The organism is Rufibacter sp. JT3400010 (assembly GCF_054956755.1).
Genome location: NZ_JBUDXA010000024.1, coordinates 1 through 25,563, shown reverse-complemented (window position 1 = coordinate 25,563; position 25,563 = coordinate 1). Strand labels below are relative to the sequence as shown.

At 50.7% G+C, this 25,563-nt stretch carries 19 protein-coding genes; 10 read left to right on the top strand and 9 right to left on the bottom strand.

The annotated features are described in order from the left end of the window. The first annotated feature begins 230 nt into the window (after positions 1–230). The 7 genes from ACY0JR_RS17880 (at position 231) to ACY0JR_RS17850 (ending at position 8,438) form a co-directional block, all read left to right on the top strand. A complete protein-coding gene (locus tag ACY0JR_RS17880) occupies positions 231–1,358 on the top strand; it encodes a trans-sulfuration enzyme family protein (RefSeq protein WP_462635525.1) in 1,128 nt (375 codons plus the stop codon). A gap of 235 nt (positions 1,359–1,593) precedes the next feature. Next, positions 1,594–2,154 (top strand): aminoacyl-tRNA hydrolase, encoded by a 561-nt coding sequence (gene pth / locus ACY0JR_RS17875; RefSeq protein ID WP_462635564.1) that lies wholly within the window; start codon positions 1,594–1,596, stop codon positions 2,152–2,154. 232 nt (positions 2,155–2,386) lie between these two features. Further along, positions 2,387–3,610, top strand: a complete 1,224-nt coding sequence (locus ACY0JR_RS17870; RefSeq protein WP_462635524.1) for an MFS transporter — start codon at positions 2,387–2,389, stop codon at positions 3,608–3,610. Between the two features lie 121 nt (positions 3,611–3,731). Further along, the gene (locus ACY0JR_RS17865) at positions 3,732–4,952 is read left to right on the top strand and encodes an MFS transporter (protein ID WP_462635523.1); all 1,221 of its coding nucleotides are present in this window, start codon (positions 3,732–3,734) and stop codon (positions 4,950–4,952) included. Positions 4,953–5,063: 111 nt separating this feature from the next. Continuing rightward, on the top strand, positions 5,064–6,239 hold the full coding sequence (locus ACY0JR_RS17860) for a lactonase family protein (protein WP_462635522.1): 1,176 nt from the start codon (positions 5,064–5,066) through the stop codon (positions 6,237–6,239). A 162-nt stretch (positions 6,240–6,401) separates the two neighbouring features. Beyond that, a complete protein-coding gene (locus tag ACY0JR_RS17855) occupies positions 6,402–7,382 on the top strand; it encodes an NAD(P)H-quinone oxidoreductase (RefSeq protein WP_462635521.1) in 981 nt (326 codons plus the stop codon). Positions 7,383–7,559: 177 nt separating this feature from the next. After that, positions 7,560–8,438 (top strand): hypothetical protein, encoded by an 879-nt coding sequence (locus ACY0JR_RS17850; RefSeq protein ID WP_462635520.1) that lies wholly within the window; start codon positions 7,560–7,562, stop codon positions 8,436–8,438. Between the two features lie 81 nt (positions 8,439–8,519). Here the strand turns inward: ACY0JR_RS17850 and metG are convergent, their stop codons facing one another. From metG to ACY0JR_RS17830, 4 genes are all read right to left on the bottom strand, one after another. Then, a complete protein-coding gene (gene metG / locus ACY0JR_RS17845) occupies positions 8,520–10,565 on the bottom strand; it encodes a methionine--tRNA ligase (RefSeq protein ID WP_462635519.1) in 2,046 nt (681 codons plus the stop codon). Between the two features lie 843 nt (positions 10,566–11,408). Beyond that, positions 11,409–11,711 carry a hypothetical protein gene (locus ACY0JR_RS17840; RefSeq protein ID WP_462635518.1) on the bottom strand — a complete coding sequence of 101 codons (303 nt, stop codon included), beginning with the start codon at positions 11,709–11,711 and terminating at the stop codon, positions 11,409–11,411. 61 nt (positions 11,712–11,772) lie between these two features. Then, a complete protein-coding gene (locus ACY0JR_RS17835) occupies positions 11,773–12,078 on the bottom strand; it encodes a hypothetical protein (protein WP_462635517.1) in 306 nt (101 codons plus the stop codon). Positions 12,079–12,144: 66 nt separating this feature from the next. Then, positions 12,145–12,969, bottom strand: coding sequence for a DUF3050 domain-containing protein (locus ACY0JR_RS17830; RefSeq protein WP_462635516.1), 825 nt, complete (start codon positions 12,967–12,969; stop codon positions 12,145–12,147). Positions 12,970–13,526: 557 nt separating this feature from the next. Here ACY0JR_RS17830 and typA point away from each other — a divergent pair. Then, positions 13,527–15,326: a translational GTPase TypA gene (typA, locus tag ACY0JR_RS17825; RefSeq protein ID WP_462635515.1), complete on the top strand. Its 1,800-nt coding sequence runs from the start codon at positions 13,527–13,529 to the stop codon at positions 15,324–15,326. Between the two features lie 219 nt (positions 15,327–15,545). Here the strand turns inward: typA and ACY0JR_RS17820 are convergent, their stop codons facing one another. The 5 genes from ACY0JR_RS17820 to ACY0JR_RS17800 form a co-directional block, all read right to left on the bottom strand. After that, the gene (locus tag ACY0JR_RS17820; RefSeq protein ID WP_462635514.1) at positions 15,546–17,957 is read right to left on the bottom strand and encodes a hypothetical protein; all 2,412 of its coding nucleotides are present in this window, start codon (positions 17,955–17,957) and stop codon (positions 15,546–15,548) included. Beyond that, entirely contained in the window at positions 17,954–19,099 is a 1,146-nt protein-coding gene (locus tag ACY0JR_RS17815; RefSeq protein ID WP_462635513.1) for a DUF4249 domain-containing protein, read from the bottom strand. The genes ACY0JR_RS17820 and ACY0JR_RS17815 overlap by 4 nt, the downstream gene beginning before the upstream one ends. Positions 19,100–19,105: 6 nt before the next feature. Beyond that, positions 19,106–21,871, bottom strand: a complete 2,766-nt coding sequence (locus ACY0JR_RS17810) for a TonB-dependent receptor (protein WP_462635512.1) — start codon at positions 21,869–21,871, stop codon at positions 19,106–19,108. Next, positions 21,868–22,596, bottom strand: coding sequence for a hypothetical protein (locus tag ACY0JR_RS17805; protein ID WP_462635511.1), 729 nt, complete (start codon positions 22,594–22,596; stop codon positions 21,868–21,870). Before ACY0JR_RS17805 ends, ACY0JR_RS17810 begins: the two co-directional genes overlap by 4 nt. Before the next feature lie 155 nt (positions 22,597–22,751). Continuing rightward, positions 22,752–23,822, bottom strand: coding sequence for an oxidoreductase (locus ACY0JR_RS17800; RefSeq protein WP_462635510.1), 1,071 nt, complete (start codon positions 23,820–23,822; stop codon positions 22,752–22,754). 402 nt (positions 23,823–24,224) lie between these two features. On the opposite strand from ACY0JR_RS17800, the gene ACY0JR_RS17795 reads away from it, so the two are divergent. Together ACY0JR_RS17795 and ACY0JR_RS17790 are read left to right on the top strand one after the other, a co-directional pair. Next, positions 24,225–24,416 (top strand): cold-shock protein, encoded by a 192-nt coding sequence (locus ACY0JR_RS17795; protein WP_062542753.1) that lies wholly within the window; start codon positions 24,225–24,227, stop codon positions 24,414–24,416. Between the two features lie 243 nt (positions 24,417–24,659). Continuing rightward, a complete protein-coding gene (locus tag ACY0JR_RS17790; protein WP_462635509.1) occupies positions 24,660–25,559 on the top strand; it encodes a polysaccharide deacetylase family protein in 900 nt (299 codons plus the stop codon). Positions 25,560–25,563 lie beyond the last annotated feature (4 nt).

The window sequence follows — 25,563 nt, the reverse complement described above, 5'->3', positions numbered from 1 at the left end:
ATTCTTTCCTGTTTTCATTCTGAAAGCCCGTTCTTCTACCCAGAAGGCGGGCTTTCGCTTTTCAGGCCGTTTTCTGAAGAACAGGCCAAAAACGAATTCACCAGATTAGAGCTTTCTTCTTACCTTTAGAATTGTTGATTGTCAGTTGCTGATTATTGGTTGTTCTGTGCTGTTGTTAAATGCACTTTCGATTCTTAATTATTAATTCCTAATTCTTAATTAATTCCACCGTGTCTATCTCGCCTAAAGTAACGCCCATCTATCAAACCTCGGTTTTCACCTTTGAGGACCTCAATGCGCTGGAAACGTATTTCCAGGAACCAGGCAAACATTACATGTACACCCGCTACGGAAACCCCAACAGCGAGGAACTAGCCCAGGAAATAAACCAGTTGGAACACGGGCAAGGGGCAGTAGCCACTTCCTCGGGTATGTCGGCGATTTTGACGGCAGTGCTGGTGTACGCCAAAGCGGGCGACCACGTGCTGTGTGCTGAGGAAATCTACGGCGGGTCTTCTTCCCTCCTCTCCAATGAACTTTCGCGGTTGGGCATCTCCGTTACCTACGTGCCTACCGCCGATAGTTATTCGTTGGAAAGTTATGTGCAGGAAAACACCAGATTGATGTTAGCCGAGACCATCAGCAATCCTATGATGATGGTGATGGATTTAACGCGTTTAGCTCAGGTTTGCGGGAAAAATGGCATAAAACTGGTGGTGGACAATACCTTCGCCTCGCCTGTTATCACCCAGCCTTTGCAGTTAGGCGCAGACATGGTCATCCATAGTGTCACCAAATATCTCTCGGGCCACAGCGATGTAACGGCGGGTGTAGTGATCGCTAAAACCCAGGAAGACGCAAACCGTGCCGCCCAGATCATGCGGACATGGGGCCTGAACCTGAGTCCCTTTGAAAGCTGGTTAGGAGCCAGAGGGCTAAAAACCTTGAAACTTAGAATCCGCGAGCATTCCCGCAACGCCCAGGCCATTGCCGAGTTCCTGCAACAGCACGCCAAAGTGCAGGCGGTTTTCTATCCGGGCTTGCCCGAACATCCGCAACACGCTCTGGCTCAAACGCAGGGAAACGGCAAATGCGGGGGCATGCTCTCCTTCAGAATAGCGGATGATGCCGAAGCCGTTAACCGGTTCATGCAGGCGTTGTCGCACATTCCGTTTGCCCCGTCCCTGGCAGGCGTTACGACTTCCATTTCTTACCCCTTAGGCACTTCGCACCGCGGTCTTACCAAAGAACAGCAGGAGAACATGGGTATCACAGTAGGCTTGATTCGTTTATCAGTGGGCATTGAGGAAGTGGAAGAACTGATCACAGATCTGGAGAAAGGCCTAGCCGCTATATAAAGTAAGGTTCCAAGGCTGTTTCTGAATAATTAGTCCCCTGCTATGGCTCGGAAGTTACTTCCGAGCCATAGTTATTTACAATCTATTGTAGAATGGCTCAATCTGCTCTAAGCCTATTTTCTAAAAATTAGCCCCAAAACACAGAAGCCCTTACCTTTGCGGCATGTTTACACGTTTAGTCAACTGGTTTGGCGGGAAAAAGACTTCTAGGCCAACAGATGACATTCCAACTGATATGAAATACTTACTGGTGGGCTTGGGCAACATTGGCCCCGAATATGCGGACACGCGCCACAACATCGGCTTTATGGTATTGGACCATCTGGCTAAAAAGCATGAGGTTTCTTTTGACACCGGTCGGCACTCCTTTGTGACAGAATTCAAGACAAAGGGCAAGCACTTTACCCTGGTGAAACCCACCACCTACATGAACCTGAGCGGCAAAGCCGTGGCGCATTGGCTGAGCGTCTTGAAGATACCGGCCCAGCAGATGCTGGTCATTACCGATGACCTGGCCTTACCCTTCGGGAAGCTGCGCATGCGGGCCAAAGGCAGCGCCGGTGGGCACAACGGTCTAAAACATATTGAGGAAACCTTGGGCAACAATGAATACCCACGGCTCCGGTTTGGGGTAGATTCCCAGTTTTCCAAAGGAAGACAGGTAGATTATGTACTCAGCCCCTTCTCCGCAGATGAGCAAATCGATTTACCGACGCACATTGAGAAAGCCGCTGAGATGTGCCTTTCCTTCGGGACCATTGGGTTGGAGCGCACCATGAATTTTTTTAATAAATAACCTCTTATTACCTGAGATCACAGAATGGCGTTTCTAAGGTTGTTTGCAGAGAACACCTTAGAAACGCCATTCTGTTTATGATGCTAGCTACCTTCATTGACTGCAAGAAGCATTAAGCAAAGTCATTTTTTCTAAACGGATTTATTTTTTATAGAACTATAATCCTATCATTATCTGAAGGTAGCTTTTGGTCTGACCCCATTTGCCTAGCTTTGTGCTACTGAACCTTCCCATGCCTCGCATTTTTTCTCTTTATCGCAATGCCTTTGGTGGACTCTCCAAGGAAGCCTGTCTTTTATCTCTGGTCATATTTATTCAGCGCAGTGGGGCCATGGTGGTGCCATTCCTGAGCGTCTACCTTACAGAGGCATTAGGTTTCAGCTTAAAGCAAGTAGGGGTGCTGCTGAGTTTGTTTGGCATGGGGGCTGCGGTGGGTAACTTTCTGGGTGGTTGGCTGACAGACAGGCTGGGTCATTTCAAGGTGCAGATGATGAGCTTTTTTCTGGCGAGTGCCGGGTTTTTCATCATGCTGTGGGTAGAACGGTTTGAAGTACTGGCGGCAGGGCTTTTCATGCTGAGCATCTTAATGGAAAGTTTGCGACCCGCCAATGCGGCGGCGGTAAGTGCCTACTCCTCCCCAGAGAGTGTGACCCGCGCCTTTTCCCTTAACCGCATGGCCATTAACCTGGGCTTTGTCATTGGTCCGGCGCTAGGCGGTATGTTGGCCATGGTGTCTTATAAGTTACTTTTCCTGTCAGATAGCTTGGCGTGTTTAGCGGCTGGTATCGTTTTCTTCTTCTTTTTCCGGAACCGACCGCTAAACACCGTGTCACTTGCGCCAGAAGAACAGCCAATCCGCCCTGAGTCGGTTCCGGCAACCCTACGCTCCCCTTATCAAGATGGCCTTTTCATTGTCTTTACCGTTTTGTGCTGCTGTTATTTGATGGCGTTTTCGCAGTTGTTTACTACGCTCACAATCTATTGGCGCAAGGTGCACCACTTAACCAAAGCCGAAATAGGGACTTTACTGGCCTTTGATGGTATTCTGGTGTTTCTGCTGGAGATGGTTATTGTCTACCGCCTGGGCAAGGTACGAAGCCTTTGGAAGATGATTGTAGCCGGGTCACTGCTGTTGGCGGTGGCGTTCGCGTTACTAACCGTGGCCTACAGCTGGTGGGTGCTGGTGCTTTCGGTTTTCGTGTGGGGACTAGCAGAATTGCTGGCCTTGCCGTTCATGAGTACGCTAACCGTACACAGATCTAATCCGCAGAACCGGGGCGCTTACATGGGGCTCCATACCCTCTCCTATTCAGTGGCCTTTATTCTGGGTCCGTTGGCGGGCACTCACGTCATTGACCGCTTCGGGTTTAACACCTTGTGGTGGGGGTGCAGTGCGGTCTGTGTCATAGCGGCCACCGGACTCTATGTTGTAGTGCGCCGGTTGCAGGCAAACTGACTTCTAGTGCCAACTGTTGCTGTTTGGGTGTTGCTTGTCCTTCATTGGAGAACATTCGCCCTGCATTTTTTTACCCGTAGAGTTGGTCTAATTCTCTACTTTTGTGCCGTTCGCCCACTTTATGAAACGACTCTTATCTCTTTACGGCAATGCCTTTGGTGGCCTCTCCAGAGAAGCCTGGCTGCTAGCGGCGGTCATGTTCATAAACCGCAGCGGAGCCATGGTAGTGCCATTTTTGAGCGTGTACCTCACAGAGGCGCTGGGTTTCAACTTGAAACAGGTAGGGGTGCTGCTGAGCTTGTTTGGAGTAGGCTCCATGTGCGGTACGTTTCTGGGCGGCTGGCTTACGGATAAGATAGGGCATTTCAAAGTGCAGTTCTTCAGCCTTATTTTAGGCGGAAGCTGGTTTTTCGTGATGCTCACCTTACAGCGGTTCGAACTCTTTGCAGGTGGCATTTTCATGCTGAGTCTCTTAACCGAGTGCCTGCGTCCGGCCAATGCTTCTTCGGTGAGTTCCTACGCCCGCCCTGAGAATGTGACCCGCGCTTTTTCCCTCAACCGAATGGCCATTAACCTGGGTTTCTCCATTGGTCCGGCTCTAGGTGGCGTACTGGCGACGGTGTCCTACCAATGGCTGTTCATGGCCGATGGCTTGACTTGCCTGAGCGCGGGTGTCCTGTTCTTCTTTTACTTTCGGCATAAACAAGGGCACCGCCCGGCCCAACAAACACAGTCTGAAACTTCTTCTGCTCCGCCACAACACATGCGCTCCCCTTACCGCGATGGTTTGTTTCTGCTGTTCACGGTCTTGTGCTGCTGCTTTGCGGTGGCTTTCTTCCAGTTTTTTTCCACCATGCCCTTGTATTACCGGCAGGTTTACCACCTGTCTGAGCTACAGATTGGCGCCCTGCTAGCTTTCAACGGACTGATGGTTTTCCTGCTGGAGATGATCATTGTGTACCTCATTGGTGACAAGCATGCCCTCTGGAAAATGATTGTACTGGGTTTGCTGTTACTGGCAATGGCCTTTGTCATCATTAACGTAGCAAAAGGACTTGTTGTGCTCTATATCTCCGTGCTGCTTATGAGCCTCTCAGAGATTATGGCCATGCCGTTCATGAGCACCCTCACGGTGCAACGCTCCGGTCCGCTGAACCGAGGCTCTTACATGGGGCTCTACAGTCTTTCCTATTCCGCGGCGCACATCATTGGCCCTTATGTGGGCACCACTGCCATCGCTACTTTCGGGTTTGGGACGCTGTGGTGGGGAGCCAGCGTGTTGTGCGTGGTAGCGGCAGCGGGGTTTTATCTGGTGGTAAACCGATTGCAGGCCACTTCGTAATGGGTTATGCCTTTCTGCGCCTTATTTCAGAAACAAGCCCTAAAACACGAAAGGCTTTTCTCCTTTCCATTCTTTTCGGCATCTTTCCCAAAATCTACGTTTTACCCTTCTATGAAATCGCTGACCTCTCTCCTTCTACTGCTGAGCATAACCTTGGCTGCCTGTACTTCCGTTAAGCAACGTGCAACAGATAAAGAAATGATGGTTTACGTGGGTACTTATGCCAAACCAGACGCCGAAAGCATTTTCGCGTACCGGCTGAACGAAGAAACAGGAGCCTTGACCAGAGTTCTGGCCGTAAAAGGGGGCGAGAACCCTTCTTTCCTCACCTTAGACGCAGACCGGAAACACCTGTACGCGGTAAATGAAACCACTGAGTACGAATGCCAGAAAAGCGGGGCGGTCAGCGCGTTTGCCATTGACCAGAAAACCGGAAACCTTGCTTTCCTGAACCGGCAACCTTCTTTGGGCGGCGCACCCTGCTACATCAGCCTGGACCATAAAGACAAAGTAGCCCTGGTAGCAAACTACGTGGGTGGAAACGTAAGTGCCTTCCCTATACAAGCCGATGGCCGTTTAGGAGCCTCTTCTGACATGGACCAGCACCAGGGCAAAGGTCCCCGGCCGCAGCAAGACGCGGCCCACGCACATTGCATTATCCCTGATCCCAGCAACGAGTATGCGCTGGCCGTTGACTTAGGCATTGACCAAATCATCAGCTATAAACTAAATAAATCCGAAGGCAAACTGGAGCGGCAGCCGCAACCGGCGTTTACCGCAAAAGCTGGGGCGGGACCGCGCCACCTCACCTTCCATCCTACCAACAAGCGCTTTGCGTACGTGATTAATGAGCTGAATTCCACCCTTACCACCTTCACCTATAACTCGGCAACCGGCACCTTAACTGAGGTAGAAACCGTTTCTACGCTGCCCGCAGATTTTAAAGGAGAGAGCTTCTGCGCCGATGTTCACGTCTCTGCAAATGGCAAGTTCCTGTACGGTTCTAACCGCGGGCATAACAGCATTGTGGTCTTCGCCATAGACCAAAACTCAAACAAACTGACGCTGGTGCAGCACGTGAACACGCAAGGCAACTGGCCCCGTAATTTCGGGCTCAGCCTTTCGGGCCGAACCATGCTGGTAGCCAACCAACGCTCCAACAACATCACTACCTTCAAAGTAGACCCTCAAACCGGCAAGCTGACGTATACCGGGAACTCGGCCTCGGTTTCTTCGCCAGTCTATGTGCAGGTAGTACCCGCATTTCCAGAAACACCCAGACAATAAAGAATCATGCTTTGGTTTAGGGCCTGCTTTCAAGAAACAAGCCCTAAACCGAAGACCGCATTTCCTGGTCAGCCGTACCGCGCATTTCACCCGCCCGCAACCTCCTTCCGCACAAATGGTATAGGTTAGAACTTTCTTCTCTATCCTAAAAAGGCTGAACCCATGAAAGCAGTAGTGATCACAGAACCCGGCGCACCCGAGGTGCTACAGATACAGGAGCGAGCCACCCCTTCGCCGGAGGCACATCAGGTATTGGTGCGGGTGCACGCCGCCGGCATTAACCGGCCAGACGTAGCGCAGCGCAAAGGCCATTATCCGCCGCCAATAGGTGCGCCCATTGACATTCCCGGCTTAGAGATTGCGGGCGTCATAGAAACCTGCGGAGACGAAGTGGAGAACTGGAAACCCGGTGATGCTGTCTGTGCCTTGTTGCCCGGTGGTGGCTATGCCGAATACGCGGTAGTAGATGCCTGGCACTGTTTGCTCCTGCCCAAAGGCTGGAGCTTTGCAGAAGCTGCTTCCCTGCCCGAAACCGTTTTCACTGTCTGGCACAACGTCTTCCAGAGAGGTCAATTACAACCCGGCGAAACGTTTCTGGTACACGGCGGAAGCAGCGGCATCGGGATTACGGCTATTCAACTGGCCAAGGCCTGGGGTGCCACGGTGTACGCCACAGCGGGCAGCGAGGTCAAGTGCCGGGCCTGCGAAGAACTAGGCGCTGGCCGCTGTCTCAATTACAAGACCCAAGATTTTGAAGCAGAACTGAAAGCCGATGGCGTGGATGTGATTCTGGACATGGTAGGTGGCGACTACATTCCTAAGAGCCTGAACCTGCTCAAACCAGATGGCCGCCTGGTTTTCATCAATGCTATGCAAGGCGCCACGGGTACGTTTGATGTGCGGCAAGTCATGCAGAAACGGCTCACCATTACCGGCAGCACCCTGCGCCCCCGCGATGCTTCCTTCAAAGCCGCCCTCACCGCAGACATTGCAGAACGCGTCTGGCCCCTACTGGCCGCCGGAAAGTTTAAGCCAGTGCTGTACAAAGTATTTGATTTAGAACAGGCCGCCCAAGCCCACGCGCTCATGGAGAGCAGCGAACATATAGGAAAGATTGTGCTGAAGGTAAGCAGAGACAACTAACCTACAACCTAAGTCCAGAGATTGAGTAGAGCAAGGAACGCTCACCGGTTCTAGGCTATTTTCTGGAAAATCGGCCTAAAACTAAGAAGTGGTTTTTGATTTGCGCCAGCTTTGGCTGGGCACGTCGCTTTGTTTTCTGGGTCAATCGTCAAACCTAATCCTTTTGTACTTCGCTGCATGAATTTATTGTTCCTCACGTTTGGCCCTAACATCAAAAACCACTATCAGGCGAACTTCGCCATTTTGTCGTTTTTGCCGCACCAAAAGGAACTGTCCACCATCTACGTTTTCACAGATTATCCGCAGTATTACCAACATTTAGCGCAACAGGTACAAATAATTACCATTTCTGAGGAGCAGCTCACCGCCTGGAAAGGGCCGCATAATTTTTTCTGGCGCGTGAAAATCAAAGCCATTGAACAATTGGTCAGGGAGCACCCAGACCATGCCGTCATGTACTTAGACTCTGACGTTTTCCTGTACCAAAACCCTCAGAATTTACGGGCGCAATTAATGCAAGGGGCCGCCTTCATGCACCAGATTGAAGGCAAACTCTCGGCCTTGAAAAGCAAGACCGAAAAGCGGATGTGGGAACAGGTTAAGTACATGGACTTAGGTGGATTCAAGTTTACCGAACGCCACCAGATGTGGAACGCTGGGGTGGTCGCGCTTCCTTCGCAACATAATCTGGCCGCCATCACCTTAGCCCTGGAAGTCTGCGACAGAATGTGCGCCCAGCAAGTCACTCCCCGCCTGATAGAGCAATTCGCCCTTTCTGTTGCCCTGGAGGAAACATATAAGCTGCAAGAGGCCAAACCCTGGCTGGCGCATTATTGGGGCAACAAAGATGAATGGAACGAGCACATCAGCCAGTTCTTCCTGGAATCACACCTGAAAAACTGTACCGTAGCCCAGGAGATTGCCCGCATCCAGGAATTCGATTATAAGCAGTTGGCGTTGTTAAAGCGCAACAAGAAAACCCGTGCCCGGTTAATCAACGTCATAGACCGACTGTTCCCGCCTAAAGACCAGGTGTTCATTGAAGGAAAGGAATAGAAAGCAAAATGCGTTTTCAGCCCGATCTCACTAAGACAGGCTGAAAACGCATTTTAACTTTAATTCCTAAATCTGAATTCTTTACGACACGCCGCCGCCGTTTACCACTGGCTTAGAAGGTTGCATAAACGCCAAAGATCCATCAGCGTTTTCAGCCATCAGGAGCATGCCTTGGCTTACAATGCCTTTAATCTCACGCGGAGCTAAGTTCACCAATACACTTACTTGCTGTCCAATAATCTCCTCAGGGTTGAAGTGCTCGGCAATACCACTCACAATGGTGCGCTGGTCAATGCCGGTGTCTACCTTCAGCTTCAGGAGTTTCTTGGTTTTGGCTACCTTCTCGGCTTCTATGATCGTACCAATTCGGATGTCAATTTTGGAAAAATCCTCAAAGGTGATGTCTTCTTTGGCGGGCGCGGCTACGGCGTTAGCCAGCTCATTCTCCTTTTTGGTATCCAGCAACTTCTGCACCTGCGCCTCAATCACAGCATCTTCAATCTTTTCAAACAGAAGCGCGCCTTCGCCGATGGTGTGCCCTGCTGGAAGCAAATCCGGAGAACCAGCTTCGTTCCATTTACCGGCCGTGTACTGCAGCATGTTGGCCAGTTTATTAGCAGTTTCCGGTAAAAACGGTTCAGACAGAATAGCCAGACTGGCCGAAATCTGCAGCGCGATATTCATAATGGTTTCCACCCGCGCCGCATCAGTCTTAATCAGTTTCCACGGCTCGGTGTCTGCGAGGTACTTGTTCCCGAGGCGGGCCAGGTTCATCAATTCGCCCAAAGCCTCTTTGAACCGGTATAATTCCAGCGAGAGCGCGATCTTCTCCGGGAAATCAGCTAACTGTGCCAGCACTTCCTCCTCTAATGGGGTCAACTCACCACGCTGCGGAACGGCTCCGTTGTAGTATTTATGGGTGAGCACCACCGCCCGGTTAATGAAGTTCCCGAAGATGGCCAACAGCTCATTATTGTTGCGGGCCTGGTAATCTTTCCAGGTGAAGTCGTTGTCCTTGGTTTCAGGGGCGTTGGCACACAGCACGTAGCGCAACACATCGGCTTTGCCGGGCAGGTCTTGCATGTACTCGTGCAGCCACACCGCCCAGTTACGGGACGTGGAGATTTTGTTGCCTTCCAGGTTCAGGAACTCGTTGGCTGGTACGTTGTCAGGCAGCACGTAGTCGCCGTGCGCCTTGAGCATGGCCGGAAAGATGATGCAGTGGAACACAATGTTATCCTTACCAATGAAGTGCACCAGCTTGGAGTTTTTGTCTTTCCAGTAGGTTTCCCAGTCGGGCGTCAGGTCTTTGGTAGCGGAGATGTACCCGATGGGCGCATCAAACCACACGTAGAGTACTTTGCCTTCGGCACCTTCTACAGGCACGGGCACACCCCAGTCCAAATCACGGGTTACGGCACGGGGCTGTAAGCCTTGGTCTATCCAGCTTTTGCACTGGCCGTACACGTTGGTTTTCCAGTCGCCTTTATGGCCGTCCACAATCCATTCGCGCAGCCAGGGCTCATATTGGTCCAAGGGCAGGTACCAGTGTTTGGTTTCGCGCAGCACGGGCGGCTCTCCGCTTAAGGTACTTTTAGGATTGATCAGGTCGGTGGCGTTCAGAGACGTTCCGCAGCTCTCGCACTGGTCGCCGTACGCGTTTTCGTTTCCGCATTTAGGGCAAGTGCCCACAATGTAACGGTCAGCCAAGAACTGCTGGGCCTTCTCATCGAAGTACTGCTGGGTGGTCTGCTCAATGAATTTGCCTTCGTCATACAGCTTCCGGAAGAACCCAGAGGCAATCTCGGCGTGTGTTTTGGACGAGGTGCGGGAATAAATATCAAAGGAAATGTTGAAGTCCGCGAAGGAGCTTTTGATGAGCTCGTGGTATTTGTCAACGGCTTGCTGCGGCGTGATGCCTTCTTTCTTGGCCCTTATGGTGATAGGAACGCCGTGTTCGTCAGAACCGCACACAAACTTCACGTCTCGGCCGCGCGAACGCAGGTACCGCGCGTAGATATCGGCGGGAATGTACACGCCAGCCAAATGCCCAATGTGTACGGGGCCGTTGGCGTAGGGCAGCGCCGCGGTAATAGTATATCGTTGGGGATAAGTTGTCTCAGCCATGTTCTTTCTTTGAAAAGGCAAATATAGCGAATTTGCAGGGAGGTTTTGTTTCGCTTGTTTTCCTACTCTATACGTCTGAGATTTGGAAGAAGGCCGCTGTGGTTCTTTGTTGCTGGGGTTATTCCTAATTCGCTGTTCTGGCCATTATTAAGTAGCAAAATTTATTGTGTTTTTTCGCTGTGCGTAGAGTTAGCGTCAGCGCTCTACGCACTTAGTGGACAGCCAATCTCCTGATTGGCGAAACGTACAAGCCTTTACTTTCAACCACTTTCTTTCCAACTTCTAGGCGGCAGATGCTTCCTGCTGGCGTTTGTCACTTTTCTCCTTGATGAGAAAAGTAACCAAAAGAATCAAGAAGTTCCGAACTCGCTGCCGCTCAGACAGGCGGAGCTTCAGTTGATACCACCTGGCAAGAGCCTTTTGTTCTATAGGGAGCTTGCGGCTATTGCTGTCAGGGCTGCCATTACTTGCGCTTCCCCTTGCTTCGGGCTACGCAGGCGGCCCTCCGCTGAGGAAGGCGCAGGTGAGCTTATTAGCTGCCTGTTCCGCTGCAATGCCTTCCTTCGTCCTACGGACGGGTGGAAGGAAGGTGACAAGGAGGTAATTGGCTAGGAGAATAACGGCCTGTGAGAGTATTCACCTCCTCGGAGGGGTAGGGGTGGGTTGCGCTTTTGCCCTCCTTTTCAGAAAAGCATGGCTAAAACGCAGTAGAAGGAAAGCTCCCCTCCTAATTTAGGAGGGGCTGGGGGTTGTCCTACCAAACAAAAACACCACCATCGTTTTGAAAGATGGTGGTGTTTTAAAGGTCTTCTTCAGAAAATCAGCCTAAAAACGGCTTTCAGCTTATTGCCCGGTGGTTCTTACGGCGGGTGGCATGGGTGGGCGCCGAATAGTATCTGGTGCTACCGGTGCTCTGCCGGGGAGTATCTTCTGGCTTCGAACAGCTGGGGTTTGGTTACCGGGCGAGTTGGGGTTGCGGTCTTCTATGTTCTTTTTCTGGTTTACCTGGCTCGCCTGGTTGTTCATGTCGCGCACGGTGGGCGTGACCCGGTAGGTGCGCTGCGGTTGGGTTACTTCCAGGGCCGGGCTGTCTCTGGATGAGGTGCAGGCCACTGCAAGGGCGCCCCATAGAAAGCAACTTGCCATGATAGACGTTTTACGCCCCTTCTTCTCAAAACTCCTCCAAAACGTCTGCATGGTCCTCGGTTTATCTGGCGTTGCTTTGACTTAAATCTTCATCTTCTAACTCCTGCACCGCCTTGTAGCCTACGGGTGTTAACCGCAGACCTGCCGGGTCTGGTGTGGCGTAACCTTGGTTGCGCAAATGTTCTTCGGCCCGTTTCTGGACGTCCTGGTAGTGGAGTTTGTCGTCTTCCTGGTGCAGGAACGGGTAAATCTCGTCCCAACCTAGTACTTCCTCGGCCTGGGTGCCTTTGGTTTTGAAGGCTTTCAGAATAAGGTAGCCGGTATTCTCAATGTTCTCGCTGTTGGAGCTAAGGTTCTCTAAATCCATAGTTTTGTGGGTTAAGGGTCTGTGCTTTTACAGTACGTCAACCCTCACCCAAAGGATTTAAGCGGTTTAATAACGATGGATCTTCGCTAAAATGCCGTCCCACAGGTGCAGGCGCATCTTTTGGCACGCCACGGCTATCTGGCGGCACTCTTCCCATTTATGTTCGTCTTCGCCGCACAGGTCGGCTACCATTTTCATAGCCAACGGAGAATGCACCTCCTCGTCTAAATGAATATGACGATCCATGTAATACTGGAACGTGTCTAAGGTACCTGGGTACCGACGGTTCAGGTCGCCAATGAGGCAACGGAACATGTCTGGGATCACGTCTTCGCGCCCGAAGGTGAAGGAGGCGGCAATGCGGTGGGCCTGCCCACTTTCTATAATCTGGAAGGTGTGGCTTACGAACTCTTTGGTGTGGCCCGGTACCGGAAGATTCTCCAATTGGGTAAACACAGATTTGCCTTGGTGCAGACCGGCCATAAACTCATGGATCAGGCGGGTATCGGCGCCGCATTCTTCCATGGCCCGCACGTAAAGTTCAAAGTGGCTGATCGGGTTTCCCTGGGGGTCAATATCACTTTCTTCTTCCAGCACAATCTCATTGATGAGCCGGCGGCTGGTAGGACTGCCATGCGGCGTCCAGGGCACATCTACGCAGGTAAGGTGGCGCTGCAGGCTTTTTAGTAGACTCATGAAATCCCACACCGCAAAGATGTGGTGCTCCATGAATACCCGCAGATCGGCTAGGTCATAGATAGACTCATAGAGGGGATGTTGCATCAACGCCTCCCGGTGAGGGCGTAACTCCTGCTGCAACCCTTTTATTTTTTCCTGATAAAAAGGTAGAAGCGTAGGTGAGAATCCGGTTTTCTCCAAGATGACAGGCATAATATGGGTATAGTTTTAGGTATAGATAAAACAGTAAATTTCCCTACACAGGTCTCCAAACATCAATTCTCGCCGCAGAACATTTCTATTAGTAAAGGTACGCTTGGAACCCGACATTACGCAGAAAACAGACGTTCGTTTTAATCTTATTTTATCTTATATAGTCCTATTGGTATTTATTCATTTCTGATGATTTCTGAAGCGAAAATATACTTAGCCAAACATCAAAAATGGCCCGAAAGGCCTCCTCACTTTTGCACATTACTGCAATGAGCTAGTAGCTCTCTGTATCAATCCCATCAAAGTGAAGGAGCTTTCAGAATGAGGGTGAAGCGAAGTGGTGGGTTAGATAAACACGAAAGAATACGGTCTGTCAGGTACTCCCATACTACGTACTTCTACCCTTCTGGAAGCACTAAGAGGAACTTAGTGGGCTACCCTTCTGTTTCATCAGACAAGCAAATACCTGTAAGTGGTTGGGCAAAAGGGCTTTTTCATAAAAAATATAGAAAATCCTGAGAAAAACCCTACCTTTGCGGGCTGAAAATAACCTCTGAATGCAAAGTATCCGCAACATCGCGATTATTGCCCACGTGGACCACGGTAAGACCACGCTGGTAGACAAGATCATCCACGCCTCAAAGATTTTTGACGCACACCAACAGTTCGACGACCTGATCCTGGACAACAATGACCTGGAGCGGGAGCGCGGCATCACCATCGTTTCCAAAAACGTATCGGTTCGTTACAAAGATGTGAAAATCAACATCATTGATACGCCTGGTCACGCCGACTTTGGAGGTGAGGTAGAGCGCGTATTGAAAATGGCCGACGGTGTTCTTCTGCTGGTAGATGCCTTTGAAGGCCCTATGCCACAGACCCGTTTCGTGCTGGGCAAAGCCGTACAGTTAGGCCTGAAGCCAATTGTAGTGGTAAACAAAGTAGACAAAGAAAACTGCCGTCCGGACGAAGTACACGAAATGGTATTCGACCTGATGTTCAACCTGGATGCCACCGAAGACCAATTAGACTTCGTGACCATCTACGGTTCCAGCAAAAATGGCTGGATGAGCACCGACTGGCAGAAACCAACCGATAACATCACGCCTCTTCTGGATGCAATCATTGATGTAATTCCTCCGGCCCCTTCAGAAGAAGGAACCCCGCAGATGCAGATTACTTCTTTGGACTACTCTTCTTTCGTGGGTCGTATCGCCATTGGTCGCGTGAAACGCGGTACTTTGACTGAGGGTGCCAACATGAGCCTTTGCAAGCGCGATGGTTCTATCAAGAAAGTGAAAATCAAAGAACTTCAGGTATTTGAGGGTCTTGGCCGCGTGAAAGTGGAGTCCGTATCTGCCGGCGAGATCTGTGCGGTAACCGGGATTGAAGGTTTCGAGATTGGCGATACTCTTGCTGACTTCGAAAATCCTGAGCCGTTGGAGCGCATCGCGATTGATGAGCCAACCATGAACATGTTGTTCACCATCAACAACTCTCCTTTCTTCGGAAAAGAGGGCAAGTTTGTAACGTCTCGTCACTTACGTGACCGTCTGTACAAAGAGATGGAGAAAAACCTGGCCCTACGTGTAGACGAGACTGACAAAGAAGACACCTTCCTAGTGTACGGACGTGGTATCCTTCACTTGTCTGTACTGATTGAAACCATGCGTCGTGAGGGATACGAATTGCAGGTAGGTCAGCCACAGGTAATCTTCAAAGAAGAGAACGGCCAGAAAATGGAGCCAATGGAGCACTTAGTAGTAGACGTTCCTGAGGAATCTGCCGGTAAAGTGATTGAATTGGTAACGCAGCGTAAAGGTGATCTTTTGATCATGGAGCCGAAAGGCGACTTGCAACACTTAGAGTTCAACATTCCTTCGCGTGGTTTGATTGGTCTGCGTAACAACGTATTGACAGCTACTGCTGGTGAGGCTATCATGAACCACCGTTTTGTGGCTTACGAGCCATTCAAAGGCGCTATCCCAGGCCGTATCAACGGTTCTTTGATAGCCATGGAGACTGGTCCTGGTACTGCTTACTCTATTGACAAACTGCAAGACAGAGGTGTGTTCTTTGTGGAGCCAGGCGAAGATGTGTACATGGGTATGGTAATCGGCGAGCACTCTCGTCAGAATGACCTGACCGTGAACATCCAGAAAGGCAAGCAGCTGACCAACATGCGTGCCTCTGGTTCTGACAACAACGTGAAGATTGTTCCGAAGAAACAATTCTCATTGGAAGAAGCCATGGAGTACATCCAGAAAGACGAGCTGTTGGAGATCACTCCAAAGAGCATCAGAATGCGGAAAATCTACTTAGATGAGAACGAGCGTAAGCGCTGGGGAAACAACTAAACATTAGAATTTCGTAAGCTATATAAAAGGCCTTACTGCTATTAGCGGTAAGGCCTTTTTGTTTTCGCCGTGTTTTTAGAAAAGGACCGAAAAACCTTTCTTCATTTCCATTAGCCCTTAAAAGCACGCGCTGTTTCAGGCCTGTTTTCAAAGAAACGGCTCTAATACAGAACTAACGATTTGTAAGCCCCTTTTTATTTGCTTCTAATTTTGAATTGGTTAGCTGGCGGGTTTTACGTCAAACGCATAGGTGGCGCTTCCGGCTTTTCCGTCAGCGGTGAGGCCTTGTACCACTACCAGGTATTTGCCCGATACGTCTGAAGTGTAGAAGGAGAGTTGTTTTTTGCCGGTGGCGTCTATCTTCACAGCCGGAGCCCAGAACAGCGTGGTACGAAGATCTGGTACCCGGTTGGCCTGCTGGGTGGCGTTGTCGTACACGGGCTGGTAGAATTCCCGCGTGTGCTGCAGGCCTTCATACTCCACCAGCAAGGCCTTAGGATCTACCTCAAAGCCTTCCAGATTGCCCTGGTAGGTGGTAAAGCTGATGATCCCGCCGTAGGCCATTCCCCCGTGGAAAAAACGTCGGGCCACCACCTCTACTTTGCGCACTTTTTTAGGATCAATGGTCATTAAATGGTCCAGATCGAACGCCGGCACCCCATCTAGCATTACCAGAGGATTCTCCTCCATCAGGTTAGTACGGGCAATGTCTACGATCATGAAGTGAAACTTGCCCTTCCTTTTCCGGACGGTGACCAAGGCTACGTATTCCCGCAAGACATCTTCCAACGTAGGGAAACGGGTATAATCATCCAAAAAGTAGTTTCTAGAGGGGTTCCCGTAAAAGGTGCTGCTATCTAAAACGCTGGGCGGCAACACTTCTTTTATGGGATGATGATGGTTCTGCACCTGCAAATGGAGTGAAGCTATCTGTAGTTGCGGTCGGAGTTGCTCTTTCAGATCAAAGGCGGGTAAAGAATGAGCGGCCGTGTCTGAAGAGAAAGGCGTGTTGATTTCCAGCCGCAGGGTACTGTCTGCGCGGGAATCAGCTTGCAAAATAAGATCGCGGGTACCGTAGAGGTTTTTCAGATCAAATACCACCACTCCGTTCTGCTTACTCATAGAAGTGGAAAACTGAATTCTGCGCGAAGGGCTGGACAGGTACGTGGGCACAAACGGCACCGGCACTCCCTGCTGGTTCAGCACCCGTCCGTAAAGCAAATGCCCGCTGTATTCTGGCAGGAAAGCCGGAACAGCCGGAGAAAGTTGCAGTACTTTCTCCCAAGAGAACCGTTGCCAGCCATGCGTAAGCATGAGGTTATCCTGCGCCGTGGTCACCTCAGGCCCCGAATTGGAGAAGTAATACTCCGGAGACTCCACCGCCCCATGCAGGTCAGAACTGAGCCACAAGTACTGCTCTATCATCTGCTGCGGAAAAGCGGCCAGAGAATCCATCCGGTACACCGCCACCGAAGCATTAGTCAGCGGCGCTGCTTGGCCCATTATGTTCTGGGCCTGCAAAGAAAGATTCACCAGAGACCGGGCGGCGTACTCCCGCTTGTCTGCTGTTACGGCAAGGCGCAAAGGCTGCCTTGGACTCTGGAAATACAGGCGTTCACACACAGGTTGCCGGGCGGCATTAAAGACGGTAAAGTGGGAGATGCCATCGCCTAGCGTTGCTTTATCTACCATAAAGATGGCCCTGCCTTGGGCATCCAGATTTATACCCTGGGCTTTGATAGCTTCCTGACGGGTATGTACCAGCAGATAGACTAGCTGTGAGGCGGCATCTAGTGAAGACGCTACCTGAATTTTCAAACCCTCGGCACCGGTATCTGTCACGTGCATGACCATACCCGTTTCTTTGGCCGTGGGCAAGGCTCTGGTGATTACTTGTTTTTTATCGCCGCGCAGAATAGCCCGGTAGGAGTGACCGGTAACCGGAGTAAAGGAGAAACTCCCGATGCCAAACTTATGGGTGTAGAACCGAGCTACGGTGTCATTCTTCTGGTTGACCACTGCCCCTATAAAAGAAACCCCTCGCCCATTTTTATCGGTAGCTTTGAAAGCGACTTTGCTTGAAAGCCCGTTGACCAGATGCCCTCCTTCGGGGAAGAATTGCACGTCATAGGCTTCAGCGAGATCTACTGTCTCTAACCCCAAGGGCTGCAAGGTATTGACAATGGTGAGGGGCTGCTGAAAGAAGAACGCTGCCCCAGTGTTCTTCATCCAACTAGTGTACGCCCTGATCAGGAAGTTACCGGAGGAAAGATTGGTAGGCAAAAGCAGAGACCCCGCGCCAGTTCCTTCCGCCAACGCTACCTTGGTTTGTAGCACGGGCGTGTGTGCCTTATCCAGAATCTCAACGTACACCACCTTGCTCAGGGAAAGCGGGGTGTGCCGGGCTCCTTCTACATTGTAGACCTTAAACCAGATGGTTTCACCGGCCAGGTAAGCCGTTTTGTCTGTATGAAGGTAAACTTTCTCCTGTAGGTTTTGCCGGCTGTAATCACTTACCTGCTTACTCAGTTGTTCACTGTAGTTCTGCGCCTGCGCGAAGACCACAAAGCACAGGGAAAAGACCAGCGTCCAGCCTACTACCTTAAAATTGAAACCGATCTTCTTTCTCATGGCCAAAAATCGGGTTTAGTGGTGTTGCCGCCTTTTAACCGGCAATCAACACAATTGCTGTTGGCTACGGTGTAGCCGGGGGCATTAGGTCCTACTCCTACTGAGTCAACAACCAGCATTCCCTGAGCTATAAAATCCATCACTTTGAAAGCCGATACCTCTTCTGGCACGCAATAAGGCATAGGTGGTCTGAAGTTGTACTGCCGTAGTTCTTCCTTGTCAATAAAGAGCCGTTTCTCCTGCACAGACTGCACACTGAAAAAGCCAAACACCGCTTCCTCGGGGTCTGTGAGGCACGTCAGGTTACCGGTTACAAAAGAAGGCTGGGCATCAAAAAGGCTACCTACGTTTTCGGTGTTCTTTTGCATTAATAGCCAATAATCATACTCCTGCTGGCTAATGGCAAACTGGCGCACCATGATACTGTACAACTTAGAGAGCTTGTCTGAATTGCCTTCCACAAACGTGAGGGGTTTCCGGCTGATCACATTCGCTTCCAACTGCTTGGAAGTACCTATGATGATGTTTGGGGAATTGCCGGTTCGCCAACAGGTGTAGACGTACTCACCAGGCATGCGTTGGGAAATCTTGTTGTTTTCAACCTTGTAATTTGAAAAGAACGGCGCATCATAGCGGTACGTCTCGGTAAACTCCCACCGGTAGAACCTGGAACCGGCCGCAGTACCGGTAGTGCTTACTTCTATCTGCACGCCTTCCCGTTCTACGTGCCAAGGCAAGGTACCTATGGCAGGAGTTTGCTGAGTCGCCGACCAGGCAGAAAGGTATTCTTTCCCGTCTTTGGTTCTAACTCGTAACCGGTACTCCCGTCCATAAGTCAGGGACAACCCGATTGTTGCGTACAAACCGGCCTTGGTTTCAGGAAGTACAATGCGTTGGTTGCTGTTGTTTTCTAAAGTTACCTGGGCACCTGGCTCTACTTGCGGGGCTTTGTTGGCAATGGCAAGGTTCTGGGTGCGAGATAATTTTACCTGCGCGGTTCCTTTTTCAATTAAAACGCTGCCGTCTACCACTAAGAAGGAAGGGCTTTCTACGCTGGTGGGTAAATCGTACTCTTCCACGCACCCTTGCAGGCACCCCAGCAACAAACACGTGAAAAGCAGGAAACTTCGTATTACTCGCATGTTCTGCTAAAATTTAAAATTGTAAGTCACGGTAGGGATAGGTTGCCCGAACACGCTCAGTTTATAGGCTTTGATTGCTCCTTCTTCGGCCTTGAAGTACACAGAATAAGGATTGCGCCGGCCGGTGACATTGTAGATGGCCAGCGTCCAGGAAGAATGCGCCAGTTTACGCACCCGGTGCCCGCCTTCCAGGTTCAGAGAAACATCTGCGCGGTAATAGTCTGGAATGCGGTATTGGTTGCGCTCTGAGTAGAAGATCCGTTTGGAACCGGCAATCTCGTAAACAGCCATGGGCAGCGTGATAGGCCGACCAGTGCTATAGGTGAGGTTCAAAGAGGTATTGATGCGACGGCTGAAGCGGTAGTTCCCAACTAGGCTCACATCATGCGGTTTGTCAAAATTGCTGGGATAGTACTTGCCTTTGTTGATGCGCTCCGTGAAAGACTCGTCATCTGACTGAATGAGCGAGCGGGAATACGTGTAACTCACCCAACCGTTCAGACGGCCAGTCGTTTTCTTGAGCAGCAGTTCCACGCCATACGCTTTGCCCCGTGAGTTGATTACATCGGTTTCAATGTGGTGGTTGAGCAGCAACTCAGCCCCGCTGCGGTAATCCAGCACATGGCGCATGGTTTTGTAGTACACCTCTACTGAGGTTTCCACGGCATTGGACTTGAAGTTCCTAAACAAGCCCAGCGAGTATTGGTCGCCAACTTGTGGTTTCAGGTAAGAATCGCTTAGTTTCCAGATATCGGTGGGCGACATCATGGCCGAATTGGTGAGCATGTGCAGGTATTGCCGGGTGCGGTTGTAGCCCGCTTTCACGGAGAACTCGTCGGTGATCATAAAGCGGGCCGAGGCCCGGTACTCAGGCCCATGGTACGTTTTAATCACTTCGCCGGAACCGTATCGCAGGGTATCGCTCATGGTGCTTTCACTTCTGGAAACGCCTGCGCCGTAGGTAAACACCTGCTTGCTACCCAGGTACTGGTAGAAGGAGTACCGAAGCCCTACCGTGACCGAAAACCGAGGCGTAATTTCATAGGCATCACTCAGGTACAGGGCACTTTCCAAGGCTTTTTCCGGTTCCACCCTGTTTTCGGTCACCAGCGACTCGGCCCCTTGGGGCGTGAAATGCCCGGGCTCCAGTTGATGCAGCAAGGTACTCCCCCCGAAGTCAATGGAATGTTTGGGCGCGGGCGTGTAGTTGAAATCAGCTTTCAGGCTGGTTTGCGTTTGGTCATACGCCAGGTCAAAGGCGTTCACCGGGTTCAGGGCAGCCCCCACGGTGTAGTGGTATCGGCTGAACGCCGCTGATACTTCACTGGACAGGTTGTAATTGAAAATATGCCCCCACTTGAGAATGGCGTTCTGGTTCTGGTACGTGTACAACGTGTCGCGGCCGAACCTGAATTCATCTCGGCTTAGATAACCATGTACGCTCAGGGTATTGTTGGAGTCCAGTTGGTGGTGAATGCTGGCGTTGACATCATAAAAAGAGGCTTTGCTCTGGCTCAGGGTCTCACCAGGAAGTTTTTTCAGCAGCCAGTCTGAGTACGTAGACCTGCCCGACACCAGAAAGGACGTTTTTCCGTTAATGATGGGTCCTTCCAGCAGCAAACGGCTCGCGATCAAACCCAAGCCGCCAGACCCCGACAGCTTTTCTTTGTTGCCCTCGCGGCTGGTTACCTCCAGTACAGAAGCCAACCGCCCGCCATGCTTGGCCGGGATGCTGCTTTTGTACAGTTCCACGTTTTGCACCACGTCTGGGTTGAACGCCGAGAAGAACCCGAACAAATGCGACGGGTTGAAAATGGTAGCCCCGTTGTATAGAATCAGGTTCTGGTCAGTGGCCCCGCCCCGCACGTTTAACCCGGTAGAACTTTCCCCCACAGATTTCACGCCGGGTAAGGTGAGTACCACTTTGAGCACATCGGCTTCGCCGAAAACCGTGGGCACCTGCTTGATGGTTCTGATGTCTAACCGTTCCACGCCCATGTTCACGCTGGCTACGTTTTTGTCTTTGTTTCCCAGCACCAATACCTCGTTAAGGGAAATCACGTCTTCCTGCACCTGTAAGGTCAATCTGCCGCTGGAGTACAGCATAATCTGCCGTTTCAGCTCTCGCATGCCTACGCTGGTCACCTTCAACTCATGCCTGCCTCTGGGCAGCGTAATGGCGTAGAACCCATTCTGGTCAGTGGTGACAGACGTAAACGGATTCTCTATCTTCACCACGGCCCCTTCAATTGGTTGCCCGTTTTTACTGTTCAGCACGGTGCCCGAGATGGTCGCCATGCCGGGCTTGACCTGGTTTGTTTTCAGGCCGATTTCGTATAAACGGTTCGTATTCCCGGCTTGGCTTCTAAGGTTTTTTCCGGCCATAGGGCCAGAAACATCTCGTAGTCCGGCATCTTTGCCTCCCTCTCCCCGCACGAAGAAATTGGCCGGGAGCGCCGACTGCAGATTCCCTTTTACCACAAACACCCGCTGGTCTGCGTCCATGGCGAAAGTATAAGGGGTATTCTGAAACAGCTTTTCCAACACCTTGGCTACGGGCTGATCCTGAACCTGCAGGTTAATTGTGAGGCTGTCGGTCTCTAAGGGATTAAAATAAAACCGGAGCGAGGTCTGGGATTCAACGCTGCGCACAAAATCCTGGAAGGGCACGGAAGCAAAATTGCCGGTGATGGTAGGTTCTTGTACCGGAGTCTGGGCCCAAGCCGAAGCGCAGCAAAAAAAGCTACAGATAAGAAGGAGAAGCGTTTTCATTTGGTGGCACTTATTTGATCATAGCGCTGTGCCAATTTGACAATGGCTGCCTCCCGCTGTTCTTTAAAATTCAGGTGTTCGGCCCGCATATAACCAGCAAGTTCTTTTTTGTGCTCTTTCAGCAATTTCAAGACCGAACCTTTGTTTTTGACCGCGTGGTATTGGCCGTCTTTGTACAGGTAGAACCTGTCAGATTCATAGAACAGAATATTTTCAGGCCTTTGCAGAATGGTTTTCTTCCGTTTGGACAGTACTTCTGTTTTCCCGTTGTAAAGTTGATCGTAGAAGCCCTTCTCTAACCCACGGGTTGAATCCTGCAGATGCACAAAATGATGCTGCGGCAGCGTGAAGTACTGCACTTGGTCTGGCACCAACGTGAATTTCACAATGGGGTCGGTTTCTTCGGCGTAGCCAATGACCAGCACCTCATTAACCACATCATACAGGATAGGCACCTGGGGGTAGAGGACGCCGTCAAAGAAAATGCTGCCTCTTTGCCAGTCGTCGGTTGAGAAGAATTGGTGCCCCTCGGTGCGCCGGGTGTAGTCTACATATTCTGGGCCACTGTACAGCGGTGCATTTCTGCCAATGGTTTGGTGGTACAGGGTAATGGCCGCCTGAACCGGCTCAGAAACCTGCCCCGGCACAGCGGAATTCACCTGCTGGGCCTGGACAGAACTGGTCCAACACAGCGAAAGCACAGAAAAGAGTAGGAAAAGCCTCATGGTGCTTTAAATATAGCGGCAAATACCTAATAAGCAAGGGAAAAGCACGCTCTGGTCTTGCCAAGGTACCCTGATAGCTGTTATCCTCTACCCTTTTAGAACGAGGTGAAATTTTTGTTTTGAGCCTGATTTCTGGAAAAGCGGCTCAAAACACATCAACTCCAGGAGACCGTCCGTTTTTCCTGGCTGCTCTGCATGATCAGTTCCACCACCTTGATCACGTCGCGGGCTTGTTCGGGCTTTACCGCCAACTCTGTTTCTCCCTTGATGGCTTGGTGCACGTTTTCGTAAAAACTGCGGTAGTGGCCGGGTTCGCTTTCTATTTTGCCCATGAAGTGGAGGCCTTGATGCTCGGTGTTCAGGTGACCCCAGATGCTTTCCGGCTCTACGCCCCAGTTGGGTGTGAGGTGCGGCAACAACCCGTCATTCAAGGCTTTTTCCTGCACGTCTAGCCCATATTTCAGGAAAGAACCCTGGTTTCCGTGCAAGGTGTACCGCGGACTTAATTCCCTAACCAGCAACCCCGCCGATAACGTGACGCGCAGGTTGTCATAGTATAGTGTCGCCTCAAACTTATCTGGCACCGGGCTCTCCGGGCGCTGAATTCTGACATCGGCGGAGATTTCCTGCGGTAACCCAAACAGTACCAGCGCCTGGTCTATCAGATGAGAGCCCAAATCAAAGACAATCCCGGCCCCGGGCGCAGCTTCCTCCTTCCAGGTATTGCCTTTGAGAGCCGGACGGAACCGGTCAAAATGAGCTTTATACTCCACCACTTTCCCCAGCACCCCGCTCGCCAGTATTTTTTGCACCGTTTTAAAGTCGCTGTCCCACCGGCGGTTTTGGTAGACGGTGAGCAGTTTCTGTTGCTGCTGCGCCAACTGGATCAGTTCATCGGCCTGGGCCGAAGTTGGGGTAAACGGTTTCTCCACCACCACATGTTTGCCGGCCAGCAACGCTGCTTTCGCTAAGGAGTAGTGTGAGGTATTGGGCGTGGCCACCACCACCAGTTCTATCTCCGGGTCTTGGATAATGTCGTCGGCTTGGCTTGTGATCTGGGCCTGTGGGTAGCGACTGCGGGCAAGCTGAATGTTCCCGTCCCTGGTCTCCCGTATCTTCACCAGTTCCAGGCCATCTATTAAGTGAATGAAAGGCGCATGGAAAATCTGCCCGGCCATCCCGAATCCTATTAGCCCTACTTTGATGGTATTTTGTGCTTCGCTCATTCTTTTACTTGAGTTAAATGGATACTGGTGGTGTTCCTACGGAGTTTTTTTTTGTGCTTAACCACCTATCGGAATTTTCATATACGTCCTTTAAGCGTGCTATCTGCTGTAAAATACCGTAAGCGGCACCTCACTACTAAAGTTATATTGGAACGGTTAATCTTCTCTTATTCTGGAAGAGCAAGAGCGAGAATGGGGAGAAAATCTTAAAACAAACACCTTATCTACAAGTGCTTACTTCTAAAATCTTACAATTCAAGCCTTTCTTCCAAAGCGTACTTTTGCCTGAATTCACGTTCCTGATAAACATTCAAGCACATGCTAGCGTAAATATACTTTGTCTAAAGGGACATAATGTAGATTTTAATCGCTACATTTGTTTATTATAACATTATCACATTAATGAAAAACGGTAAAGTAAAATTCTTTAATGATTCCAAAGGATTTGGTTTCATCAAAGACGCAGACTCCAATGAGGAGTATTTCGTACACGTGTCTAACCTAGTGGACGAAATCAGAGAAAATGATGAAGTAACTTTTGAGCTGAAAGAAGGCCGCAAAGGTTTGAACGCTGTGAATGTGAAACTTGCTTAAGTTTTAATATACATCAGTCCTCCAAAAGGGCCTCACATGAAGTGAGGCCCTTTTTGTTTTTAGAGACTACTGCAAAGGTTAATGGCTACACGCCTGGTGTTCCCGCATTCCTTTTTAGTCCCGTTTTCTGAAAAACAAGGGGTAAAAAGCCTTCAGATTGGCGCAGATTCAGTAGCTTAGAAGTGCCATACGCTCTCTTTAGAAGACGTACAGGCTTTATCCTTTGACATTCCTTTTACTCGTATGCCCTTCCTCTCACTCAGTAACAAATACTTTGCAGTAGCAGCCCTTAGTTTAACGTTGCTGGCCTGTTCTGCGCCAGAAAAGAAGACTGAACGTACTCCTGAGACTTCTTCCCCTACTACGCCGGTGGTTACTGCTGCCAACACAGAAAAGGCACCTGCCGCTACCACCGCAACTGCGCCGGTAGAAACAACGCCGGCCACCGCAGAAACCATTCTGGCCCGCCAGCAAGTGCCTATCCTATGCTACCACCAAATACGCGAATGGACCTCTAAAGACGGCAAGGTGGGCAAAGACTACATTGTGAAGCCGCAAGTTTTCAAAGCCCAGATGAAGATGCTGGCGGATAGCGGATACCACACCATTCTGCCCGACCAACTACAAGACTATCTCACCAAAGGCACGCCGCTGCCGGAAAAGCCCATCATGCTCACCTTTGATGACACCAAGCTAGACCAGTACACCGTGGCCAAACCCGAACTGGACAAATACGGCTTCAAAGGCGTGTTCTTCATCATGACGGTTTCTATTGGCCGGCCCAACTACATGACCAAAGAGCAGATCAAGGAACTGTCAGATGCCGGCCACGTGATCGGGTCCCATACCTACGACCACCATAACGTCAAAAAATACGAAGACAAAGACTGGATCACCCAGATTGAGAAACCTACCAAACAACTGGAAGCCATTACCGGCAAGCCCATCAAGTACTTCGCCTATCCGTTTGGGTTATGGAGACCAGAGGCCATCCCAGAACTAAAGAAACGCGGATTTGACGCCGCCTATATCCTGGCCACCAAACGCGACCCGCAGGACCCGTTGTTCACCATCCGGCGTATTATTGCCAGCGGCTACTGGAGCACCAAAGGGCTGCACAACAGCATTGTAAATAGTTTTTAGTTAC